Annotated in this window: 21 protein-coding genes, 1 tRNA gene and 1 other RNA gene; 8 read left to right on the top strand and 15 right to left on the bottom strand. The window is 55.5% G+C overall.

Going from position 1 to position 21564, the window contains the following annotated elements; translation table 11 throughout:
* Positions 1 to 103: 103 nt before the first annotated feature.
* The gene (locus tag VK738_00645; protein HTD21138.1) at positions 104 to 979 is read left to right on the top strand and encodes a hypothetical protein; all 876 of its coding nucleotides are present in this window, start codon (positions 104 to 106) and stop codon (positions 977 to 979) included.
* Positions 980 to 1983: 1004 nt separating this feature from the next.
* Here VK738_00645 and VK738_00640 read toward each other — a convergent pair.
* The 6 genes from VK738_00640 to hslV form a co-directional block, all read right to left on the bottom strand.
* Positions 1984 to 2060: transfer RNA gene (locus tag VK738_00640), tRNA-Arg, on the bottom strand.
* Positions 2061 to 2201: 141 nt separating this feature from the next.
* The gene (locus VK738_00635; GenBank protein ID HTD21137.1) at positions 2202 to 3029 is read right to left on the bottom strand and encodes an ABC transporter permease; all 828 of its coding nucleotides are present in this window, start codon (positions 3027 to 3029) and stop codon (positions 2202 to 2204) included.
* 11 nt (positions 3030 to 3040) lie between these two features.
* Complete coding sequence (locus VK738_00630) at positions 3041 to 3970, bottom strand: ABC transporter ATP-binding protein (GenBank protein HTD21136.1); 930 nt, start codon at positions 3968 to 3970, stop codon at positions 3041 to 3043.
* A 64-nt stretch (positions 3971 to 4034) separates the two neighbouring features.
* The gene (locus VK738_00625; protein ID HTD21135.1) at positions 4035 to 5060 is read right to left on the bottom strand and encodes an AI-2E family transporter; all 1026 of its coding nucleotides are present in this window, start codon (positions 5058 to 5060) and stop codon (positions 4035 to 4037) included.
* 50 nt (positions 5061 to 5110) lie between these two features.
* Positions 5111 to 6508, bottom strand: a complete 1398-nt coding sequence (gene hslU / locus VK738_00620; GenBank protein HTD21134.1) for an ATP-dependent protease ATPase subunit HslU — start codon at positions 6506 to 6508, stop codon at positions 5111 to 5113.
* A gap of 126 nt (positions 6509 to 6634) precedes the next feature.
* Entirely contained in the window at positions 6635 to 7183 is a 549-nt protein-coding gene (hslV, locus tag VK738_00615) for an ATP-dependent protease subunit HslV (GenBank protein ID HTD21133.1), read from the bottom strand.
* 127 nt (positions 7184 to 7310) lie between these two features.
* Here hslV and VK738_00610 point away from each other — a divergent pair, with 127 nt between their 5' ends.
* On the top strand, positions 7311 to 7967 hold the full coding sequence (locus tag VK738_00610) for an HAD family hydrolase (protein HTD21132.1): 657 nt from the start codon (positions 7311 to 7313) through the stop codon (positions 7965 to 7967).
* Between the two features lie 73 nt (positions 7968 to 8040).
* Here VK738_00610 and VK738_00605 read toward each other — a convergent pair whose 3' ends face one another.
* From VK738_00605 to VK738_00590, 4 genes are read right to left on the bottom strand one after another with little or no spacing between them, the layout of a single operon-like run.
* Entirely contained in the window at positions 8041 to 8523 is a 483-nt protein-coding gene (locus VK738_00605; GenBank protein ID HTD21131.1) for a DoxX family protein, read from the bottom strand.
* A 4-nt stretch (positions 8524 to 8527) separates the two neighbouring features.
* A complete protein-coding gene (locus VK738_00600; protein HTD21130.1) occupies positions 8528 to 8947 on the bottom strand; it encodes a hypothetical protein in 420 nt (139 codons plus the stop codon).
* A 2-nt stretch (positions 8948 to 8949) separates the two neighbouring features.
* On the bottom strand, positions 8950 to 10299 hold the full coding sequence (locus tag VK738_00595; protein ID HTD21129.1) for an amidohydrolase family protein: 1350 nt from the start codon (positions 10297 to 10299) through the stop codon (positions 8950 to 8952).
* Between the two features lie 35 nt (positions 10300 to 10334).
* Complete coding sequence (locus tag VK738_00590) at positions 10335 to 10721, bottom strand: RidA family protein (GenBank protein ID HTD21128.1); 387 nt, start codon at positions 10719 to 10721, stop codon at positions 10335 to 10337.
* A 73-nt stretch (positions 10722 to 10794) separates the two neighbouring features.
* Here VK738_00590 and VK738_00585 point away from each other — a divergent pair, with 73 nt between their 5' ends.
* The 4 genes from VK738_00585 to VK738_00570 all read left to right on the top strand — a co-directional run bounded on the left by VK738_00585 (position 10795) and on the right by VK738_00570 (position 14963).
* Positions 10795 to 11580, top strand: a complete 786-nt coding sequence (locus VK738_00585; GenBank protein HTD21127.1) for a CPBP family intramembrane glutamic endopeptidase — start codon at positions 10795 to 10797, stop codon at positions 11578 to 11580.
* Between the two features lie 168 nt (positions 11581 to 11748).
* Positions 11749 to 12300 carry a hypothetical protein gene (locus tag VK738_00580; protein HTD21126.1) on the top strand — a complete coding sequence of 184 codons (552 nt, stop codon included), beginning with the start codon at positions 11749 to 11751 and terminating at the stop codon, positions 12298 to 12300.
* A 213-nt stretch (positions 12301 to 12513) separates the two neighbouring features.
* Positions 12514 to 13800 (top strand): serine hydroxymethyltransferase, encoded by a 1287-nt coding sequence (gene glyA, locus VK738_00575; GenBank protein ID HTD21125.1) that lies wholly within the window; start codon positions 12514 to 12516, stop codon positions 13798 to 13800.
* A gap of 338 nt (positions 13801 to 14138) precedes the next feature.
* A complete protein-coding gene (locus tag VK738_00570) occupies positions 14139 to 14963 on the top strand; it encodes an outer membrane lipoprotein-sorting protein (GenBank protein ID HTD21124.1) in 825 nt (274 codons plus the stop codon).
* 213 nt (positions 14964 to 15176) lie between these two features.
* Here VK738_00570 and rnpB read toward each other — a convergent pair.
* Positions 15177 to 15597, bottom strand: an RNA gene (rnpB, locus tag VK738_00565) — RNase P RNA component class A.
* Positions 15598 to 15705: 108 nt separating this feature from the next.
* Positions 15706 to 16422 (bottom strand): hypothetical protein, encoded by a 717-nt coding sequence (locus tag VK738_00560; protein HTD21123.1) that lies wholly within the window; start codon positions 16420 to 16422, stop codon positions 15706 to 15708.
* Between the two features lie 220 nt (positions 16423 to 16642).
* Between VK738_00560 and hpnI the strand changes: the two genes are divergently transcribed.
* Positions 16643 to 17836: a bacteriohopanetetrol glucosamine biosynthesis glycosyltransferase HpnI gene (gene hpnI, locus VK738_00555; protein ID HTD21122.1), complete on the top strand. Its 1194-nt coding sequence runs from the start codon at positions 16643 to 16645 to the stop codon at positions 17834 to 17836.
* Between the two features lie 61 nt (positions 17837 to 17897).
* Here the strand turns inward: hpnI and VK738_00550 are convergent, their stop codons facing one another.
* Positions 17898 to 18284, bottom strand: coding sequence for an Imm1 family immunity protein (locus VK738_00550; protein ID HTD21121.1), 387 nt, complete (start codon positions 18282 to 18284; stop codon positions 17898 to 17900).
* 237 nt (positions 18285 to 18521) lie between these two features.
* Between VK738_00550 and VK738_00545 the strand changes: the two genes are divergently transcribed.
* On the top strand, positions 18522 to 19073 hold the full coding sequence (locus VK738_00545) for a fasciclin domain-containing protein (GenBank protein ID HTD21120.1): 552 nt from the start codon (positions 18522 to 18524) through the stop codon (positions 19071 to 19073).
* A gap of 83 nt (positions 19074 to 19156) precedes the next feature.
* On the opposite strand, the gene rocF is transcribed toward VK738_00545, so the two are convergent.
* Both rocF and asnS read right to left on the bottom strand, forming a co-directional pair.
* A complete protein-coding gene (gene rocF / locus VK738_00540) occupies positions 19157 to 20140 on the bottom strand; it encodes an arginase (GenBank protein HTD21119.1) in 984 nt (327 codons plus the stop codon).
* 11 nt (positions 20141 to 20151) lie between these two features.
* On the bottom strand, positions 20152 to 21477 hold the full coding sequence (gene asnS, locus VK738_00535) for an asparagine--tRNA ligase (GenBank protein HTD21118.1): 1326 nt from the start codon (positions 21475 to 21477) through the stop codon (positions 20152 to 20154).
* Positions 21478 to 21564 lie beyond the last annotated feature (87 nt).

Below are 21564 nucleotides of genomic sequence, written 5' to 3'. Positions count from 1 at the left end.
GATTCGAAATGATATCATTCTGGTATCAAAAAGCTCAATTCTACCAATTGTGCGCGATCATTGTCCTCAGGTGTCCCTAAAAAGGATACCGGAAAGGATATCTATGAAAATCGCACAGCTCTTTGCAAGAAAAACCAACCCCAGCCAGCAACCCCGTTGCTGCCATAAACGTACTGACGGGACCGAGTGCAACGCCCATCCCCGGAAGGGCAGGCAATATTGCTTCCTTCACGATCCCGAGTCCCAAAAGAAAAGCGCGGCGGCACGCCGCGCCGGCGGAGTCCTTCGCAGGCGCAACCCCCCAGCTACTCCCCAAGCCATTCCAGAGCTGGCCTGCCTTCTCGCCAAACCAATGCGCGAAGCCTCCAGCGTGGCCGAGTTTTTAAATGAGGTCGCCCGCCAGTTCTGCCAGGGCAACATTGACCTCCGCGCCGCCGCCGAAATGCGCCAGTGCGCTCTCGCTGTGCTCCGCACCTTTGAGTTCGAGGCGCGCAACCAACGCGAGGCCACCCGCCAAGCCTCCCGCCGCGCCAAAAAACAGCCCATAGAAGGCTTAAACCTCGTATTTAGGGATATCACCGGGGCCCAGATCTATCCTCGCGAGACCATCGGTACTTCGGCCGAGAACCCCTTCTCCTCGCCCGTCCAGCCAGACATAAAACAATACACAAAAGAAGACAAACCAGAACAAGGGATGCAAGACGGCATCAGCCCCGCCTCCGTCACCAGCGTCCAAAATCAGGCAAAAGCTCAGCAACCGGCAAAAGCCCAGCCACAGGCAGAAGCCCAGCAACGGAACGAACAAAACGAACCACAAGCAAACGGCCAGCAGGGAGGCTCCCAGCGCTATGAACGAATCCTGCACGGGCATTCTCCCTTTCCACCTTTCATAGTGCCAAACCAGCCAGAGAAAGCTCCGGAGAACAGTTCGCAGCAGAACGGCCCGAGCCCCGGCCCTCGTTACATACGTACGTTTTGAAAGAAGGTAGAAAGGTTGAAAGAAGGTAGAAAGGTTGAAAGAAGGTAGAAAGGCAGATTCACAAGTTCGAACAGCATTCCAGAATGCAGGGTTTAATTTGAATAGGGTGAGCGCGGAGCGAGCGCCGGATTGCGCGAGCGTAGCGCGAGGGTGCAGCAGCCTTGTTTTGGCTGCGGAGCCCTTATGTGAAAGCTGAGCGCGGAGCGAGCGCCGAGCCAGCGCGAGCACAGCGCGAGGGCAAAGCGGTCTACCGCGGAGCCCTTAGAATAAAGCCCTTAGAGGTCTTTGAAAATTCGTTGTCGGTCGGTATTGCCGAACCCTTAGAACGGGTGAGCGCGAAGCGAGCGCCGGATTGCGCGAGCGTAGCGCGAGTCGGGGTCCCCAGCAAGCCCGGTTTTGGCTTGATGGGGTGAGGACGGTGTAGCAGCCGTGTTTTGGCTGCGGAGCCCTTAGAATGAAGCCAGTCTTTGAAAATTCGAGCGCTGTAAGCGCGAACAGAGGTTAGCCCAGCGCGCCAGCGCTGGGTAAGGATGGACAAAGTGTTCCTTCCGCTCTGCCGAAGGCCGGGCGCAGCGCAGCGGAGCCCTTGGAATGGAAGCAGTTTTTCATCCGCGTTCATCCGTGGCGAAAAGGCTTTGCTTTTCCTTGGAGCTTGGAGCTGCGAACTTTGAGCTGTCACACAGCAAGTCCCCACCCTGAAATCAATTTTCCCCAGCAAATATGCGGTGATCAGCGCTGTTTTTAGGGCTCCAGCCACTTGCTGCAAGTACCCCCGTCGCACACTGCTTGACGTGATCTTCCAAAGAGCAAAATCGATGGAATGGCGCGCCCGGAGAGATTCGAACTTGAGCCGTTTTGCGGGCGTGAGCGAAGCGGGAGCCTCGGGGTCCCCGGCAAGCCCGGTTTTGGCTTGCTGGGGTGAGAGTCCGCAGGCGAAATCCTGAGCGCAGCCGAAGGATCGGGCGTGAATGTTTTGATATCGAAAATGCGAGGGTTGGAAGGAATGGCGCGCCCGGAGAGATTCGAACTCCCGACCTACTGGTTCGAAGCCAGCCGCTCTATCCAACTGAGCTACGGGCGCGCAAAGTGCGTATGGAGCCGACAGAGCTATTCTACCTGCAAAGCAAGCTCGCGGCAGGTGACTTCTTTCACCTGACGGCGGCGATTTTGGGTCACACGCAAACCCAGGCTTCCACTGTCGGCCGCAGATATGAGCTGAACTCTATTTGTACGCCTGCCAGATTCCCAAAAGCAGAAACGGCAGCAGTACGGCAAGAATCCAGAGCTTGGCGGAGGTGCGGATCTTCTCGTCTTTTTCCCAGCGGAAGAGTTTCATGCCCACGATTACTCCGACCACGATGGTGGTGAGCAGTGCCGCAAGCGCTGTCCATTCCTGGCTCAGGCTATGGTTTTCCACCATCAACTCTTTTACTCCTCTCACCAGATAGGTTGCAGGGATGAAATTCGTGACGATCTGAAGCCACCTGGGAAACATTTCAGCAGGAAAAGTAGCGCCGCTCAGAAATAGCATGGGAAAGTAGCAAAGCTGCACCAGGATTGTGCCCTCTTGCATGGAGTTGGCGACCGAGGCAATCACCAATCCCATGGCGCGAAAGGCCACTTGCCCCACGGATATAAAGACCAGAATTGACACCATGTTTGACGGCCATGACATGTGGTAGAGGACGTGCGAGAGCCAGAATATCACCACGATGTAAGGCAAGAAAATGACCCAGCCGGTAACCATGGAACCCAACAGCAAGGGGACCGGGGTAATCGGCGTCACCTTGTAGCGGCGCAGGATATTCAGCTCTCGCTCCTGGATGGCCCTCAAGCCTGCGCCGAACAATCCATTGCCCAGCACGCCCAGTGCAATGGTCATGCTCAGAACCTGAGTAATGGCGCCGGGCACGCGGCCTGCCTTAAACAACATTCCAAAGATAAAAAAGAACATGAGCGGGAAAAGATAATTGAAAAAGATCACCGCCGGCCGGCGTAACGCCAGCTTCAGATCAATCGCAATGAGTGCCAAATAAGATTTCGTGTTCATTTGATTTCGATTTAGTCCCGCAGCTTCTTGCCTGTAAGCTCCACAAAGACATCTTCCAGGGTAGGCCGCTTCAGGTGTACATCTTCCAACTGCATTCCGTTCTGGTCGAGCCACTTCATGATCTCCACCAAAGTACGGGCGGGGCGGGTGGAATGGACCGTCAGAGTGCGGCGGTCGTCATCCAGGCAGCTGTCAACCGCATCGGGCCATTGCGGTAACTGAATGCCATCAAAAGGCTGGGCGCACGTGATCTCGATACGGGATTGCTCGCGGCTCTTCTGCTGCAGCTCTTTAGGCGTGCCCATGGCGACGATCTTGCCTTCATCCATGATGGCCACGCGGTCGCACAGGCGCTCGGCCTCTTCAATGTAATGCGTGGTCAGCACCACGGTACGCTTTTCCGCCTTCAGCTCTTCCACCAGGCGGTGAATTTCAAGGCGAATCTGAGGATCAAGCCCCGTGGTGGGCTCATCGAGAAACAGCAGTTGCGGATCATTCACCAGCGCGAGTGCAATTGCCAGCCGCTGCTTCTGGCCTCCGGAGAGGGTCGAGTAAAACGCCTCGCGTTTCTCCCACAACTGCAGGCGCTTGAGAAGCTGATCGGCGCTGACGTTGCGGGTGTAAAAAGTCGCAAATAGGTCAAGCGCTTCGCGCACGCGGATTTTTTCCGGCAGGTTGGTGGCCTGCAAACAGACTCCGATGCGGTCCTTCAACTGCTGGGTCTGGCGGTCGGGATCGAATCCCAGAACAGAAGCCCCACCGGCGCTGCGCGGACGGAGGCCTTCCAGGATTTCTACCGTGGTCGTCTTGCCCGCGCCGTTCGGTCCTAAAAGTCCAAAGACTTCGCCCGCACATACTTCGAAGTCAATGCCTTTGACCGCTTCCAGCGCACCGTAATTTTTTCGTAAATCACGAACAGAAATGACTGCTTCTGAGCCCATATGAGTATTGACTCAGGGTATAGGCGCGGCTTGCTAATTGTCCAGCAGGAGCGGAAAATGCTTCCTACTTGGAAGCAAGTTGAGCCGGAAGTGCTGGCTCTGGAGACCCAGGCGCGCTATTGCTCTTGACCAGATACTCACTGATGAGCTCTGCGATCAGGGCGGCGGTGGGGACTGCAATCAGTACTCCCAAAATTCCCGCGACGGCCTCGCCGATGACGATGGAAACGATGATAGCCACCGCGGGCAGATGAACGCGCGCTTTCATGATACGCGGATTGAGAAAAGCATTTTCCAGGTTGTGATAGACCACGTAGAAGATCGTAACTCCCAGAACCTTGCCAAAACCATCAAGCGCAGCGACCAGGCCAGCAACAATCAGCGTCAGCACTGGTCCCAGAACGGGAATAATATTGAAGATCGCGGCCAAGACACCGAGCGCATAAAAATAACGCACGTGCAGCAACCAATATGCGATGGTGGCTGTGATTCCTTGAGCCAGCATGAGCAATCCCTGGCCACCGAGCCACCGCCGCATGCGGCTGCCGCCACGCTCAAGGGTGGCACGCAAACGCCCCTGTTGGCCTGCCGGAAAGAGCGAGACCATCCAGTCGAACGAAGTCTTGCCGTCCAGAATGAAGTATGCCGCCAACAAAATGACAGTAATGAATTGGACAACGCCGCTGGTGACGTTTCTAAATACGCCGCCAATGCCGCCGATCAAGAGCTCTGCGTAACGCTTGAGATCGTTTTCGTCGAGATGCGAACTCATGGGCAGGTGCTGATGGGCCCAGTTGACCAGGTGCTGCACATGATCGGGCAGCTGCTGAGAGAGCCCGCGGGCGTCGCTCACAATCGGGGGAACGACCAGCCAGGAAAACAGGCCGAGGACAACCGCAATCCCAGAGAAGAAAATCAACAGGCTAAAGCCTGGGCCGGGGTGGCGTCCTTTGATGCTCCAGCGGGAAATCCAATCCACGATCGGGCTGAGAAGCACGGCCATGAGCACGCTCACCCAGAGGAGCAGCAGCGTATAGCGCAAGGTGTAAGCGACATACAACAGCACACCCAGGGCGAATGCGAGCAACACTGCGGATTTGGGGTTGCTATTCAATCGGACCCGAGATCAGGAGATTTGGATTACAGGATATAGCGCGACAAATCCTGGTCTTTCACGATATCGCTGAGCATCTTCTGCACGTAAGCGGCATCAATCTTCACTTCTTTTTCTTTCAAGTCGGGCGCATCGAAGCTCACGGCATCCAGCACGCGCTCCATGATGGTATGCAGGCGCCGCGCCCCGATATTTTCCATGTTTTCATTCACGCGGAAAGCAAAGTGTGCAATCTCATCGAGGGCCTCGGGGGTGAACTCCAGCTTCAGTCCTTCGGTTTCGAGCAGCGCCGTATATTGCTTGACCAGTGAAGACTTGGGCTCGGTGAGAATGCGTATGAAGTCTTCCATGGTGAGCGACTGCAACTCTACCCGAATTGGGAAACGGCCCTGCAATTCGGGAATAAGATCGCTGGGCTTGGAGACGTGGAATGCCCCGGCGGCGATAAACAAAATATGGTCGGTGCGCACCATGCCGTAGCGGGTATTCACAGTCGTGCCTTCCACAATGGGAAGAATGTCGCGCTGCACGCCTTCGCGCGAGACGTCTGGCCCGTGGCCGCCTTCGCGTCCGGCAATCTTATCAATCTCGTCGAGGAAGATGATGCCCGACTGCTCGACGCGCTCGACGGCAATGCGCGTTACCTGGTCCATATCCACCAGGCGCTGCTCTTCTTCCTGGATGAGGTATTCAATGGCTTCGCTGACCTTCACCTTGCGCTTCTTGGTGCGCTGGCCGAAGATGTTGGGTAGCATGTCTTTAATATTGACGTCCATCTCCTCCACGCCCTGGTTGGAGATGATCTCGAAGGCGGGGAATGATTTCTCCCGCACCTCCAGCTCAACCGTGCGCTCGTCGAGCTTGCCCTCGCGCAGTTGCTGGCGCAGCTTCTCGCGGGTGCGATGGTGCGAGTCACTCTCCGCGGGCAAGACGTTAGGATTGCCATCCGTGGGAGCAGGCGCCGGAGGAGGCAACAGGAGATCAAGCAGGCGCTCCTCGGCGTTCAGCTCGGCTTTATCGGCCACGTCTTCCAGCTTTTCCTGGCGCACCATGTCAATGGCAATCTCCACCAGATCGCGGACCATGGATTCGACGTCGCGGCCCACGTAGCCGACCTCGGTAAATTTTGAAGCCTCAACCTTCATGAAGGGCGAGTTGGCCAGCTTGGCCAAGCGTCGGGCAATTTCAGTTTTTCCCACGCCCGTGGGGCCGATCATAATGATGTTCTTGGGAATAATTTCTTCCGCCAGCTCGGGCGTCAGCCGTTGGCGGCGCATGCGGTTGCGCAGAGCAATGGCAACAGCACGCTTGGCGGCTGCCTGGCCGATGACGTATTTATCAAGTTCAGCGACGATCTCGCGCGGGGTAAGCTCATCGAGCACGAGTTCCTGTTCTTCAGTAGTTCCGGGGAGATAAAGAGCCACAATACAACTCCTGTTAATAGCTATTTCACCATGACGACACGGGGACACGGAGAAAATATTCAAGAAATGAAGAAAACACAAAAAACATTTCTTATCTCGATGTCAAACCCACGGTTGGGCGGGCCGTCAGCCTTGCAGTTCTTCGATGGTTACATTGTTATTCGTGTAAATACAAATTTCACCGGCGATGCGCATGGCCTCTTCCGCGATCTTGCGCGCCGGCAGATTGGTATTTTCATAGAGAGCGCGGGCGGCCGCGGTGGCATAGGCCCCTCCGCTGCCGATGGCGGCGATGCCGGAGTCAGGTTCAATGACGTCGCCTCCGCCGCTGATGACAAAGGTCTGGCCGACATCGCAGACCAGCAACAGCGCTTCCAGGTGGCGGAGAACTTTATCGGTGCGCCAGTCTTTGCCCAGTTCGACGGCGGCGCGTCCCATATTGCCGTGATACTGCTCCAGCTTGGCTTCAAAGCGGCTGAAGAGCGAGAAGGCATCTGCGGTGGAGCCGGCAAACCCGGCCAAGACTTTATCCTGGTAGAGTTTGCGGATCTTCTTGGCTGTGTGTTTGATAACCGCCTCACCCAGCGTCACCTGCCCGTCGGAGGCCATAACAACCTTCCCTTCGCGGCGGACGCACAGCACTGTGGTGGAACGTATCAGTCGAGTTTTTGGCATAGAGCTAATTCTTGATTATACCGTTCGGCGGGGAGTGCCGCTGAAAGACCGAATAGACCCCGAATTGCGCGGACTTGAGTATCACGAATGTCTTGCGCCGAACCCTTTTCCCATGGAATATATGTAAATGGTACGCACTGCGGCATTTTTTGATATGGATAATACGCTGCTCCGCTGTAATTCTGGGCGGCGGTGGATTGACTACCTGCGCCGGCACGGCGAATTGACGCGGCTGGAAATGGTGCGCGCGCTTACATGGCTGATGCGATACAAATTCACCGCGTTGGATTTCGAAAATGTGACCCAGCGCGTTGTAGCTGGCATGGCGGGCGGCGACGAAGCCGAACTGGTAGAAAAATGCCGCCTTTGGGTTCATGCCGAGATCTTGTGTGAGGTTCAGGCGGCAGCGCGCGAACGCATTGCGCGCCACCGCAAAGACGGGCACGTGTGCATGATCCTGTCATCATCGCCACGCTATGTGGCCGAGCCAGTGGCCGAAGCACTTGGGCTCGACGGCGTCCTATGCACACGGCTCGAGGTCGAGGGCGGTAGATTCACAGGCCGAATCCAACCTCCGGCCTGTTATGGGGTGGGCAAGGTACACTGGGCAGAGCAGTTCGCCGCCCAAGAGCAGGTTGACCTGGCATCAAGCTGGTTCTATACCGACTCGTATTCTGACCTGCCGATGCTGCAGCGCGTAGGGCAGCGCGTGGTGATCAATCCCGACCCGCGCCTGCGCCGATATGCCCGGCGCGCCTGCTGGATGATCGAACAGTGGCAGTAAAGATGCGCCTGCCAACAACTCAACAAACGAGCACAAGCACTGGCTATCAACCGCGCTTCACACGGACATTCTCTCAATACGCCGAGTGCCTGCCGCCTCTTGATGAACGAAATCCATCAATCCCCCACACTTCGCCGGCGTAGGTTGTGAAGAAAACAGCAAAAAGCAACAGCAGTGGAATGTGATCGAGTTGGTTGGCGACGTAGTGCCACATTGGTCCCTGGCCGCCGCCGTGCCAGGTCGCCAGCGTGAGGTTGAGCATATACAGCATGCCGACAACAGAAACCGGACGCACCCACAGGCCCAACACCAGAAAGGCACCGATGACGAGTTCGAGCACGCCGATGGTGTATCCCAGGAATTCAGCGTGCGGCATCACGAAGCGCGCCAGGAACCGGCCATAAAACGGGACCGCTTCCACTCCAATAAAAGACTGCAGATATTTCTGAAAGCCGCCGTGAGCAAAGGCCGGCGAGGCGACTTTGAACTCTCCCAGGAAGAGAAATATTATGCCGGTAAGTATGCGGGCCAGGGCGATGGTGCGATTGGTTCTCATGGTTTTATTTTTTGGGTTTTGATTTTTGCACCGGCCGATCTTTGAGGCGAATCACAAATTTCAGCCCTGACCAAATTTCATTCACGGCGCAGACCTTCACGTCTACCAGGCCTGCAGCGAGTCCGACGTCGCGGATGATGTTTTCATTCAAGTCTGTAGCTACACCGGAGGTTTTCTTCGGCCACGAGATCCATAACATACCCGCCGGAGTAAGTTTTGCCGCCCAAAGTGGGAATTTTGTCTTCAGTTCTGCCTGGGTCTTCACAAACAAATGCACGTAATCGAGCGGCGGGTTACCGTTTGATTTTTTCGGCGAGATTCCGAGTTCTTTGCTTACATCCGAGGGAGCTTCGATCAGAGCGATGTTGAAGCCTTCTTTAATTCCCAGTTTTTTGATCAGCGGTGTTCCCGAGTAGCCAGCCATGATTATTGCAGCTCGTTCTTGAAGACCTTTCCGTCTTTCATGACGAATTTGACCGACTTCAACTCGTTCACATCTTTCAGCGGATCGCCCGAGACCGCCACAATATCCGCATACGCGCCGGGAGCAACCACACCCAACTGGCCCTGCATCTCCAGCAGCTCGGCGGCGCGGGAGGTTGCGGCCTGGATTGCATCCATAGGTGCCATGCCGAACTCGACCATGCGCCCGAACTCCTGCGCGATGGGATCACTCCAACTGAAGCCGCCTACGTCTGTACCGAAGGCGATCTTCACCCCCGCCTTCATTGCCTTCTGGAAAGAGAGGATATGCACTTCGGCGCGTTTGCGGTCACGCTTGCCCGCAGCCGTGCCTTCCGGCGACCACCAGGAGTAGTAAACGCTCAATGTGGGCACGTACCAGGTGCCTTGCTTGAGCATCTGAGCGATGTTGGCGTCGGTCAACTCCAGGCCGTGTTCGATGGAGTCGCATCCGCCATCAAGGGCGCGCTGCAATCCCTCGCCGTTGTAAGCGTGACAGGCAACTCTTCTCTTCCAGCCGTGGGCTTCATTCACAATGGCCTTCAATTCTTCCACGGTGAGCGTGGGCTGCGAAACCAGATTGCCCTGCTTGTCGAGCCAGGAGCGATGCGTCATGTAGACCTTGACCCAATCCACCCCGTTATCCAACTGCTCGCGGGCAGCTTTGCGGGCCTCGATGGGACCATCAATGATCTGCACGCCTTTGGGCAACGTGCTCTCAATTTCAGGAGCGTAGCCTTCGAGAGGATATCCACCGGTGGTTGAAATTGCGCGTCCCGTGGTAAAGATGCGAGGGCCAGGAATATATCCGTCTTCGATTGCGTGCTTGATGCCGATGTCGCCATAGCCGGCGCCCTCGGTTTCGAGATCGCGAATGGTGGTAAAGCCCTGCTCTAAGGCACGGCGCGCCGAAACCGTGGCGCGTGCGGCGCGGTAGGCCAGCCCATATTTCAGAAGCTGAATATCGTAGCCACCCTGGTCAGGATCTTCACCTTGAAGGAAAGTGTGAGTGTGAGTGTCTATCAAGCCAGGCAGCACGGTGGCACGGCTTAGATCAATGATCTCGACGCCCGGACCGCCGGGTACGGCTTCGGCTGCCTGCTCAGGCAGAACTTTTTCAATGTGGTTGCCGCGAATGACGATGACCTGGTTATGACGCGGTTGAGCCGAGGAGCCGTCAATCAGCGTGCCGGCGCGGATGACTTTAACTTGCGCGTCGCTCCCGGCAGGCGTACCGGGTTTTTCCTGCGCTTTTATCTGTGCAAGCGCAGTGAAGGCGAGCAAAACAGGTAGAAAAAGCTTGCGAATGGTCATATTGTTCCCCTGCAGCGGAACATTTGTTATTGGTGTCAGTCGGCGCCGATGATGGCTTCCGCTTCAATTTCGACCAGCATCTCGGGCGCGATCAGCTTGCTGACTTCAACCATGGCAGTCGCCGGGCGGATATCTTTGAAAAACTCTCCGTGGGCACGGCCGACCTGCTCCCACTCAGCAATATTGGTGACGAAGATGCGCGTGCGCACGACATCTTTCAAGTCCGCGCCCGCTTTTTTCAAGGCCGACTCGATGTTCTTCAAGGTCTGCACGGTTTGGGCATAAGCATCACCGGCAACTTTTCCATCGGCGTCCGTGCCCGTAGTGCCGGAAACGTGCACGACATTGCCGATGCGCACCGCGCGCGAATATCCTACAATCGGCTCCCAACGCGTTCCACTGGATATGTTTTGACGAGGCATAATCTGAGTGTGAGCATTCTATTCAGAAGATACGTTCAGGACAAGTTGCTGTTAGACTCAGGCTATTCAGCGCATGGACCTGGACTCCGCCAATCCTACACTGCAGGAAACGAACAAGGATTCAGGCCCTGCCGATCCGGCTCCGCCTTCTTTACCCGCCGCCCAACAGACTCCGCTCTCCGTACGCAGGCTTGAACTGCTGCTGTTGCTGGGAGTCGCAATCGGACCTCCGCTTCTAAATGCATTTTTTGCTTATTTTTTGTTTGGTACCGCGCCGCGATCTCCATCCTATATTTCATTCCGGCTTAGCGCGGCAATTGTTCAGGAAGCGGGTTCTCTCGCCCTGTTGTCTTATATCCTGTTCCGCCAGGGACGTACCCTGCGCGACATCGGCCTCTCATTTCGTTTGCTCGACATTCCTGTTTCGGTGGGCTTGTTCCTGCTCTCCTGGTTCGCCTCTGGAGTTTGCTACGTTTGCATCAATTGGGCGTACTATCGCGCGACCGGACATTACGTGCAGCGCTGGGACAACGCCGCCGCCATGCTGGGCACACATGTTTCCATCATTGTTGTCGTGTTCCTGGTGCTCAATGCTTTTTTCGAGGAGCTGATTGTTCGCGCTTACGTCATGTCTGAGATCATCGCCTGGAAGAACAGCCTTCTGCTGGCGGGCATCTTTAGTGTAGGTATTCAATCGCTCTACCACATCTATCAGGGCGTGCCCAATATGCTCTCCATTGCGGCACTGTTTTCGGTCTACGCGGTTTACTATGCAAAAAGCCGGCGCATATTACCGATCATCCTGGCCCATCTTTATGTGGACCTTGCCAGCGCTGCATATCTTTTCTTCCACCACTGATTCGCACTCACCTGGGTTGACTGCTAACAAAATGCGCGGAGCACACACTTTCTTATTGCGTCCGTGAACCCAAAGGCCTTAGATTGCCATCAAAGTAAATAGCTTCCCCCTTAAGGAAAGAAGTTTGAGAGATGTACTTAACCCAGACCAGGGCGGAGGTGTAGTCAGATGATTGCGGAATCGAACCCATTACTCAGGCTGTTTCAGGAACTGGTACGCTATCACTTCTCTTCAGATGTAGGCATTAAGGATTCGGAAGTCCACGCCTATATCTCCAACATGCTGTGCGAATTCTGCGATACTGAACAACTTTACAAGGTCCATAACGCCTCTGGCAGGCCCCTGCACGACGTAGGCGAAATGCTGTTGGAATCGGACCCAGTCTATGGCGAGGCCCCATCGTTTGACCGCGAACGCCAGGTGCGCAAGCACATTGGCGACTACACGCTTTTCTTCACCGGACTGTTTCCCGAGAGCATCAACCACTACCGCCTGCGCCGGCAGCGCATGGAAAACTTTATTGACTTCATGAAGGCCGGCAAAGAGAGCTACTACATCGTCTCTAAGTTCGAGCACTTTGAATATGCCAAAGTCGCGCCCCTGTTCGCCCGCCTCTCGAAGGAGTTTGAACACTGCGTCTATGGGCTGAACCAGGTGAAAAACGACTTGCAGGAGATGCAGCATCCCATTGTGCAGAAGAAAAAACAGTTGTTGATGTAGAAAAGCTTAACCACAAAGGACACGAAGGGATTCACAAAGGGACACGAAGAAAAGCAAACCAACCGTGGATTAGGTTTACCTGGCGAAGACGAATCTCAGCCTCATCCGCGTGAATCCGTGAAATCCGCGGTTGGTTTTTGTCTTTCGTGTTCTTTGTGGTTAAGCTTTTTCTCTCCTATCCCACCGCCCGATGCTGTTAAAATTTTGTTAATTATGAAGTCCAACTGGATGTCGCAACCGCTCTCTGAAACCGATCCGCAAATTGCCGCTGCTCTTGACGATGAAGCCCGCCGCCAGCACGAAGGCCTGGAGCTGATTGCCTCGGAAAACTTTGTCAGCGAGGCCGTGCTCGAAGCCATGGGCTCGGTGTTCACCAATAAGTATGCGGAGGGTTATCCCGGCAAGCGCTACTACGGGGGATGTGAATTTGCCGACATCGTCGAGAACCTGGCGCGCGACCGCGCCAAGCAACTCTTCGGCGCCGAGCACGCCAACGTGCAGCCCCATGCCGGCTCGCAGGCGAACATGGCCGCCATGTATGCGGTGCTGCAGCCAGGCGACACCATTTTGGGATTGAATCTTGCCCACGGCGGCCACCTGACGCACGGACATCATCTGAATTTTTCGGGCAAGACTTACAAAGTCATTCCCTACGGAGTCACGCGCGATACCGAGACTATTGATTACAACGACCTGGAACAGATTGCCGAGCGGGAGCGGCCAAAGCTGATCATCGGCGGAGGCAGCGCCTATGCGCGCATCATTGATTTTGCCCGTATGCGGCAGATTGCCGATAAAGTCGGCGCACTCTATTTAGTAGACATGGCGCATTTTGCCGGTCTGGTGGCAGGCGGGGTGCATCCTAGTCCAGTGCCGCATGCGCACATCGTGACTTCGACCACCCACAAGACTTTACGCGGCCCGCGTGCCGGGATGATCCTGAGCAAAGCTGACTATGCCGTCGCCATAGACAAAATGGTCTTCCCCGGAATCCAGGGCGGACCGCTGGTGCACATCATCGCAGCTAAAGCAGTTTGCTTCCAGGAAGCCATGCAGCCCGCCTTCAAAGACTATGCTCGGCAAACAGTTGCCAATGCCAAAGTTCTGGCGGAGAAGCTGGCTAAAGAAGGCTTCCGCATCATCTCTGGCGGCACGGATACGCACCTGATGCTGGTGGACGTGTTCTCCAAAGGCATGCTGGGCAGCGAGGCCGAAAAAGCTCTGGGCGAGGCCGGCATTACGGTTAACAAAAATGCAATTCCCTTTGACGTTAATCCCCCGCTGAAGCCCAGCGGCATCCGCCTGGGCACGCCGGCGCTTACCACTCGCGGCATGAAAGAAGACCAGATGCGGCAGGTGGGACACTGGATCGCAGAAGCCCTTAACCAGCGCACCGATTCTGCCGCGCTCCTCCGCATTCGTAAGCAGGTCGTGGAATTTTGCGATGGATTCCCGCTTTATCCGGAACGGCGGGCACGGGCTCTGGCAGGCGTGCGCTAGCGCCTTCTCTTTTCTTTCTAGCGCTCCGCTTCTATCTCTTAGCCTCGTCAGCGTCCGTCTTCAACAGCCATAGGATCCCTTGCAGCAAGAACAAGCTTCTCACGATTTCGGCCAGAGCAACCGCGCGTTAGAAACACACTGTTCTAGTCCTTTGGTCACATTGGTCGTTCACCACCAGACCACCTCGTTGCTGCGGGCGGCTTCTAATCCTTCAGCAGGCTAACCCATGGTCTTTGCGTATGGCATATGTTCACCTATCCAGAACTGCTGACAGAAATGTGACAGCGCTTTGACACATGTGGTTTTCGCAGCCAGTAGGATTGCGGTTTGGAGTAGTCATGAAGACATCACGTCGCTACGTATGTCTGATGGTTTCCGGCTGGGTGGCATTGGCTTCTCTACAGAGTGCCTTTGCAGCCGCAAGTGACCCGGCGCAGGACGTGGAAACGATCGTCTCCCGCATGGAGCGGGCGGAAATTGCCAGCCGGTCCCAACAACCTTATACGCTCACAAGGAGTTACCAATTCTTCGATAACAACTCCCAAACTCCCACCTCCCAGGTTGTCGCTAAAGTAGAGTTCCAGCCGCCGGGCACCAAGAATTTTGCCATTCAGAAAGCCCAAGGCAGCGGGCAGGGAGAAAAAATTGTGCGCCAGGTACTGGAGCACGAAAGAGCTGCCGCCCAGGATGAAGGTTCCCAGGAAATCTCGCGCAGGAATTACGATTTTAAGTTCCTGCGCACCGAGCAGCTTCAGGGAAGCTCATGCTACGTCTTGCAGCTCATCCCCAAACGGCAGGAGAAAAATATGATCCGGGGCCAAGCCTGGGTGGATGCTACGACCTACCTGATACGGCGTATTGATGGCGAGCTGGCCAAGAACCCCTCGTGGTGGGTCAAAGATGTGCACGTCACCCTGGAATTCGGCAGCCTGGCCGGCCTGTGGCTGCAAACCGCCATGCAGGCGATTGCCTACGTGCGCATCTTCGGCGAGCGCACCCTGCAGGCGCAAAGCCTGGATTGCACTCCGGCGGCCAACCTTCAGACCACTGCTTCGCGCGCGCCCAAGCCGGTTGACGGGTTGGCAACACAAATAGCATCACCCCATTACGCAAACAACTCAATCCCTCTATCCGCCATCCGCCTGACAAGTCACAAAAATTGAAGCCTTGTTTTTTATCTAAGGGCTCCGCAGCCAAAAAACAAGGCTGCTACGCCCTCGCGCTGCGCTCGCGCGTTTTCGGCGCTCGCTCCGCGCTCACCCCTATCTAAGGGCTCCGCAGCCAAAACAAGGCTGCTGCGCCCTCGCCATCTGCACGTCAAACCACAAAAATTGAAGCCCTTCTACTTCATCTCTGAAGCGGAAGGGCCCATGAAGCAACTGAACCTGTAAGCCGAATTCTGTATGTCTGGACTTGCGCCCGGACACGACGATCATTCCTCTAGGCGGCGCATCGCTGCGCGCACTCATCAGCGACCTACCCGGAAGTTCTGGCGCGCCGAGCCGGCCCGCTCCGCCGCAAAGCGACGGATCCTTCCCTATTTGGTCTTGCTCCGTGTGGGGTTTGCCCTGCCCTCAACATTACTGTTGAGGCGGTGCGCTCTTACCGCACCTTTTCACCCTTACCTCGTTAGAGGCGGTATGTTCTCTGTGGCACTGGGCCGTGACCGCGGCTTGAACCGTGGCCCCCAGGCGTTACCTGGCACACTGCTCTGTGGAGTTCGGACTTTCCTCTCTCCCCATGAAACGGCCCGGCGGTTGCCGGCGTAAAACCTGGGGACAGCGATCATCCGGTTCAGAAGCTATCATTTTTATTATATTGAATTCTGTTCGATGAGTCGCCAACTATATTGGATGATTGCTTTTAAAGAACGCTACATTTCCTATGGGCATTGCAGTTGTAACTCTATGCTGATGAAATTACCGCGCTCACAAATGCGTCTACCAACGGATGGGTAGATGTTGGCGTTGAACGCGCTTGCGGCACAAAAAGTGTCGCCAGGAAGAAAGGCTGGCTGGGCAACTCCAAGATTCGTGATTCGCCCCGCGATTGTTCCTCCCCGGCTTCGACTCCCGCTGTAACCAGCCCTGCATTTTCCAAATCCTGCCGATACTCGGGGTTGATTCCAAAGTTGCAGTAATAGCTCTCTTCTGCCTGTGCGCAGCCATAAGCGCGAAAGGCCAGACTGTCGGGCAGGATATCAATAAGAAGGGCCTTGCCGGCCAGGCTGCAGACCAGCGCCGAGATGAACAGGCAGGAGGCATAAGGATCATACTCGGCATGCTGGGCATCGCTGAACCCCATGACATTGCGGGCGTATTCGATCACCACGTGCTGGAATCCGCCACAGGTGGCGATGAGCGGCCGGCCGGATTCGCGAGCAAAACGGACTGCATTCAATCCGCCTTGCAGGCTCTTATAAGGGCTCCCCGGACCGATGAAGAAGCCATGAAATGGGTCCAGGCGATGTTGCCAACCTTCCGATGCGAGCGACTCGGTCGGCAACCATTCTGTCGTGAGATCAACTTTCAGGGCCTGCGCTGTATGCGCAAGGGCCGCGCTCGTGGCAGGATGCGGCGGGAAGCTCGGATCGTAATCGGCGACGATGGCGATTCGCGGCACTGGCTGAGTATAGGCGAGAAAGAGTAAAGTAGAGACAAAAGGGGTACGTCCCTGATTTTTAAAACCTTAACGCCAGCCCTTACCCCTCATACTATTGCATGAAAGAATCAGCAGCATTCTTGATATGATAGTAAATTGGCCTTTCGTGCAAGAGCTTTACATTCTCTAAAGATTAAATTTATTAATGCTTTTTTTCCTAACGCATCATTGGTATGTACTTGTGCCGCTCGTCCCTACGCTGGCGGGCGTGGCGTATCAGATTCTGGTTTTTACAGGCATACGGCAGTTTTTCCGGTTGCGCGGCAATGGCGGAACAGAGTCGAAGGAATCCACCCCTCCAATTTCCATCTTGAAACCTGTTAAAGGCTACGACCCCGGAGCCTATGAAAGTTTCCGCAGCCACTGTGTCCAGGATTATCCCGAGTACGAAATCATCTTTGGCCTGAGTCACGCGGAAGACACTGCCGCTCCGCTGATCGAGCAGCTTCGCCGCGAGTTTCCCCAGAGAAAAATCGAGGCGGTGGTCTGCTCCCCGGGTATGGGCACAAATCCTAAAGTCGGCAAATTGATGCAGATGATCCCCGCCGCCCGTTACGAGTACCTGGTGATCAACGACGGCGATATCAGGGTTGAAAGCGATTACCTACGCCACGTCATGCGTCCGTTCCGGTCAAAACAAGTGGGTATGGTGACCTGCCTCTATAGCGCCCGGGCTTCGAACTCGCTTTGCTCGCACCTGGAGGCGCTGAGCATCAACACAGATTTTGCATCGGGAGTGCTCGCAGCCCGCACCCTGGAAGGCGGGTTGCATTTCGCTTTTGGCGCTACACTGGCGTTGCCGCGCCATGTCCTGGAAAAGGCCGGAGACCTGGAATCTCTGGTGAATTATCTTTCCGATGATTACCAGCTTGGGGCCCGCGTCTCGCGTGCCGGATTCAAAGTTGAAGTTGCCGATCAAAGCGTGCAGACTTTTTTGCCGGCCTATACCTGGAGCGAATTTTTTCAGCACCAGTTGCGACTGGCGCGCGGGATACGCGACTCGCGTCCGTGGGGCTATCTGGGTTCGACCATTACCTACGTGATTCCCTGGGCCATGATTACCGCGGCCGTGGCTGGAGGAGCAACCTGGTCGCTGCTGCTGCTGGCTGCCGCCCTGGGGCTGCGCATTACCTCAGCCATCATCGTGGCCGCCGGCGTTCTGAACGACCGGCAAATCTGGCGCAACTTTTGGCTACTGCCTTTACGGGATTGGGCCGCCGCTGCCGTATGGCTCGTCAGCTTCGCCGGACACAATGTGACCTGGCGAGGCACCGAGTACACCCTGAAAGACGGCAAGCTTTTATCCAAAACCCCTGATTCCACCGATCCCGCTGATTCCCAACCCTCGATTCCCTGCTCTAACCACAAGCAATAATGAAGGCGATTGTATCCACAAGGTGAAAGCTGATCGCCGATTTGCGGGCCGATGACACGACCTAGCCTTCATGCCAAGCGAGCCAGAGTGCGCGCTTGGAGTCAGTAAAAAAATATTCCAGTGCGCGCAAGGCTTCGATGGTCGTGATGTTCCACGAAGCTGGGTATTCATCGCGTTGTCCGTTGGAGAGGTAGAACTCGATTACATCTTTTTCTGATCCGGCGTAGTCGGGATTACGCGTGGAAAAGCCGGCATCACCCTCGTAGCGCAGAAACATCAGCCAGGCTGTTTCACCATTCACAAGCACATGAAGCACCGGCCAGCCGTCAGGTGTGCATAACTCCAATTCTGAAAACTGTGTCTGATTGACTTTCCTGAGCTGCAAACGCAGCTCGTCGAGGCTGTGGACATCAAACGTGCCGCCGTTGATGAAGAGCTCGAATGGCATGAGCGCTCATTATGGCACGCTCCAACTTGTTTTCGCAGCAAGACATATTGGAGAAGGATTCAGCCGGCAGCCGGAGCAGAATTTCTTTTCTTCTCAATGATGATTACGTGAGAGACAGAAATCCGGATTGAATTTTTTAAAAACTTTTTTGCAACGAGAATTGCAATCCAAACGTAAATGCATTGCCGTAATCAAAGCGCAGTACAAATCACAAAAACAAAGTTAGGAGAACTTGCTGTGAATAAGAGAATTGTAATCACGATTGCGGCCCTTGCGATCGCTCTGACCTCGGTCATGGCTTTTGCCGGAGATCCCATGGTGGGTGGCGCGGCCATGTATCCCACGAAAGACATCATTGATAACGCCGTCAACTCGGCCGACCACACCACGCTGGTGGCGGCGGTCAAGGCAGCCGGACTGGTAGACACGCTCAAAGGGGCTGGACCTTTTACGGTCTTCGCTCCCACCAATGAAGCTTTCAGCAAACTTCCGGCGGGAACGGTTGATACCCTGCTTAAGCCGGAGAACAAAGACATGTTGACCAAGGTACTGACCTACCACGTTGTTGCCGGCAAGCTGAGCGCCTCTGACCTGAAAAAGATGATCAAAAAAGGCAAGGGAACGGCTTCGCTGACCACCGTGAGCGGCGGCAAGCTTTGGGTGTCGCAGGAAGGCAAACAGCTCATCCTGAAAGACGAGAAGGGCAATACGTCTTCCATCACGATTGCCGATGTTTTCCAGTCGAATGGCGTAATCCACGTGATTGACACCGTGGTTATGCCCAACTAATGGAAGTGTCATCTATATGGAATTTGGGTGTATAGAATTTGGGCGCTCCGCAAAGGGGCGCCAATTTTTTGTTTGTGGAAACTTCAAAGAATCTTTTTTCCAAAGGCTGAGATGGCAAGTTCAACCGCCAAGTCGGCGGTTTGATTGTGCTCGTCAATGACGGGGTTGACTTCCACGATTTCAAAGCTCAGCATGCGGGCGTGGTCGGCGATGATCTCCATGGCGAGGTGGGCCTCGCGATAGGTAGCGCCGCCGCGCACCGGAGTGCCCACGCCGGGGGCGTCTTCAGGATCAATCCAATCCATGTCGAGCGAGACGTGATAGCCGACGGTGTCGCGTCCTGCCAGGCGTAGCGCCTCTTCCATGACGGAGCGCATGCCGCGCTCATCAATATCGCGCATGGTAAAAACCTCGATGCCGGCTTTGCGGATGTTTTCTTTTTCTGCTGCGTCAATGTCGCGCGCCCCTACCAGCACGCAATTTTCTGCTGCAACTTTAGGCGAGAAATTAAAAATATTGGCCAGCTCGGGTGGACCTAACCCCACAAGCGCAGCCAGGGGCATGCCATGCACATTCCCACTTGGGGAAGTTTCAGGAGTATTCATATCGGCGTGAGCATCAACCCAGATGAGGCCGATCTTTTCATTCTTGCGGCGTTCAAATTCAGCCACGCCCGCCACAGTTCCGGCAGCCACCGAGTGGTCGCCACCCAGCACTAAAGGAATCTTGCCGGCCTCCAAAGTCTTCACGATGAGTTCGGCATGCTTGGTGCAGGTTTCGGTGATCTCTTTCAGGTATTTTGCGTTGGCCCGGCCTTCTTTTTTTTGCTCGGCAATGGCAACAGGGATATTTCCACCATCTTCCACGTCGTGGCCAAGGGCTTCCAGGCGCGCTTCCAGTCCAGCGACCCGGACCGCGGAAGGGCCCATATCCACGCCGCGGCGCGACTGGCCCAGGTCAAGCGGCACTCCGATTACACGGATCTTTTTGCCGTGGGGAAATTTTGAAGAGGTTGCCGGCTTGGTTGCAACTTCGGGGTTGTTTTCCAGGACTGCAGTTTCAACCATAAAAGACTTTCCTACGGATAAATACGATTCAATGTTCGCGCGAACGGAATGGTCTCCCGCACATGTTCCAGCCCGCATATCCAGGCCACGGCGCGTTCGATGCCCATACCGAAACCTCCGTGGGGAACGCCGCCATACTTGCGCAGATCGAGATACCACTTGAAGGCCTCTTCCGGCAATCCGTGCTCGTGAATGCGCTTGAGCAAGTGCTCGTATGACCCTATGCGCTGTGAGCCGCCGATGATTTCTCCGTAGCCTTCGGGCGCGAGGACATCTACGCAAAGCGCGAGTTCGGGGCGCTGCGGATCGGGCTCCATGTAAAAAGCCTTGATCTGTGTCGGATAGCGATGCACCATCACGGGCTTCTCGAACTTGGAAGAGAGATAGGTCTCATCGGGCGAGCCAAAGTCGCCGCCCCATTCGAATTTGTTTTCTACTTTTCCTTCTGCGTGACCTTCTTGCAGCATCTTGACCGCTTCGTCATAGGTAATGCGCGGAAAAGGAGCTGTAATTTTTTCCAGCTTACTGACATCACGACCGATGGTTTCGAGTTCCGGGCGGCGTTTTTCCAGACAGCGCTGCACGATAAAACTGATGAACCCTTCCGCCAAATCCATGATGTCATCAATTGTGGCGTAGGCGACCTCGGGCTCGACCATCCAGAACTCTGTAAGGTGCCGCCGCGTTTTGGATTTCTCGGCGCGAAAGGTTGGTCCGAAAGAATAGACCTTGCCCAGCGCCATGGCGGTGGCTTCGATGTAAAGCTGTCCCGACTGCGTAAGGTAAGCTTGCTCGTCGAAGTAATCGACGGGAAACAGCGTGCTTGTACCTTCACACGCGGCCGGCGTAAGAATTGGGGGATCCGTTAACGTGAAGCCGCGCTCGTCAAAAAAATCGCGCGCAGCCTTGATAATCTCTGCCCGCACCCGCAAAATCGCAGCCTGCCGTGGCGTCCGTACCCAGAGATGCCGATGCTCCATCAGGAAGTCGACGCCATGCTCTTTCAGCGAGATGGGATAGGGATCATTTTCGGCGACCCGCTGGATTACCTGCACATTCGAGATGTCGAGCTCATAGCCACCGGGAGCGCGTTTGTCGGCGCGAACCTTGCCTTCAACAATTACGCTGGATTCCTGGGTCAAGCTCTTTACGGCTTCGAAGACTTCGGGCGACACGGCATTCTTGGGCACGATACCCTGAATCACGCCCGAGCCATCACGCAGCTGCGGAAACAAGAGTTTCCCACTCTCGCGCAGGTTATAGAGCCAGCCGCGAATGGTAACGCTCTGTCCCTCGTGCTTGCCGACGTCGATGATGGTAGTTACAGGGGATGACATAGCTTGTATTTTTTGGTAGCGCCGGCATCTTGCCGGTTGTCGCCAGGGCATCCTGCCCTCGCCGGTACAGTCGAGACATCCGCATGA

Source organism: Terriglobales bacterium (assembly GCA_035487355.1).
Classification (GTDB): domain Bacteria; phylum Acidobacteriota; class Terriglobia; order Terriglobales; family Acidobacteriaceae; genus QIAW01.
The sequence above is the reverse complement of the archived record's forward strand: the minus strand, read 5'-3'. Positions and strand labels throughout refer to the sequence as shown.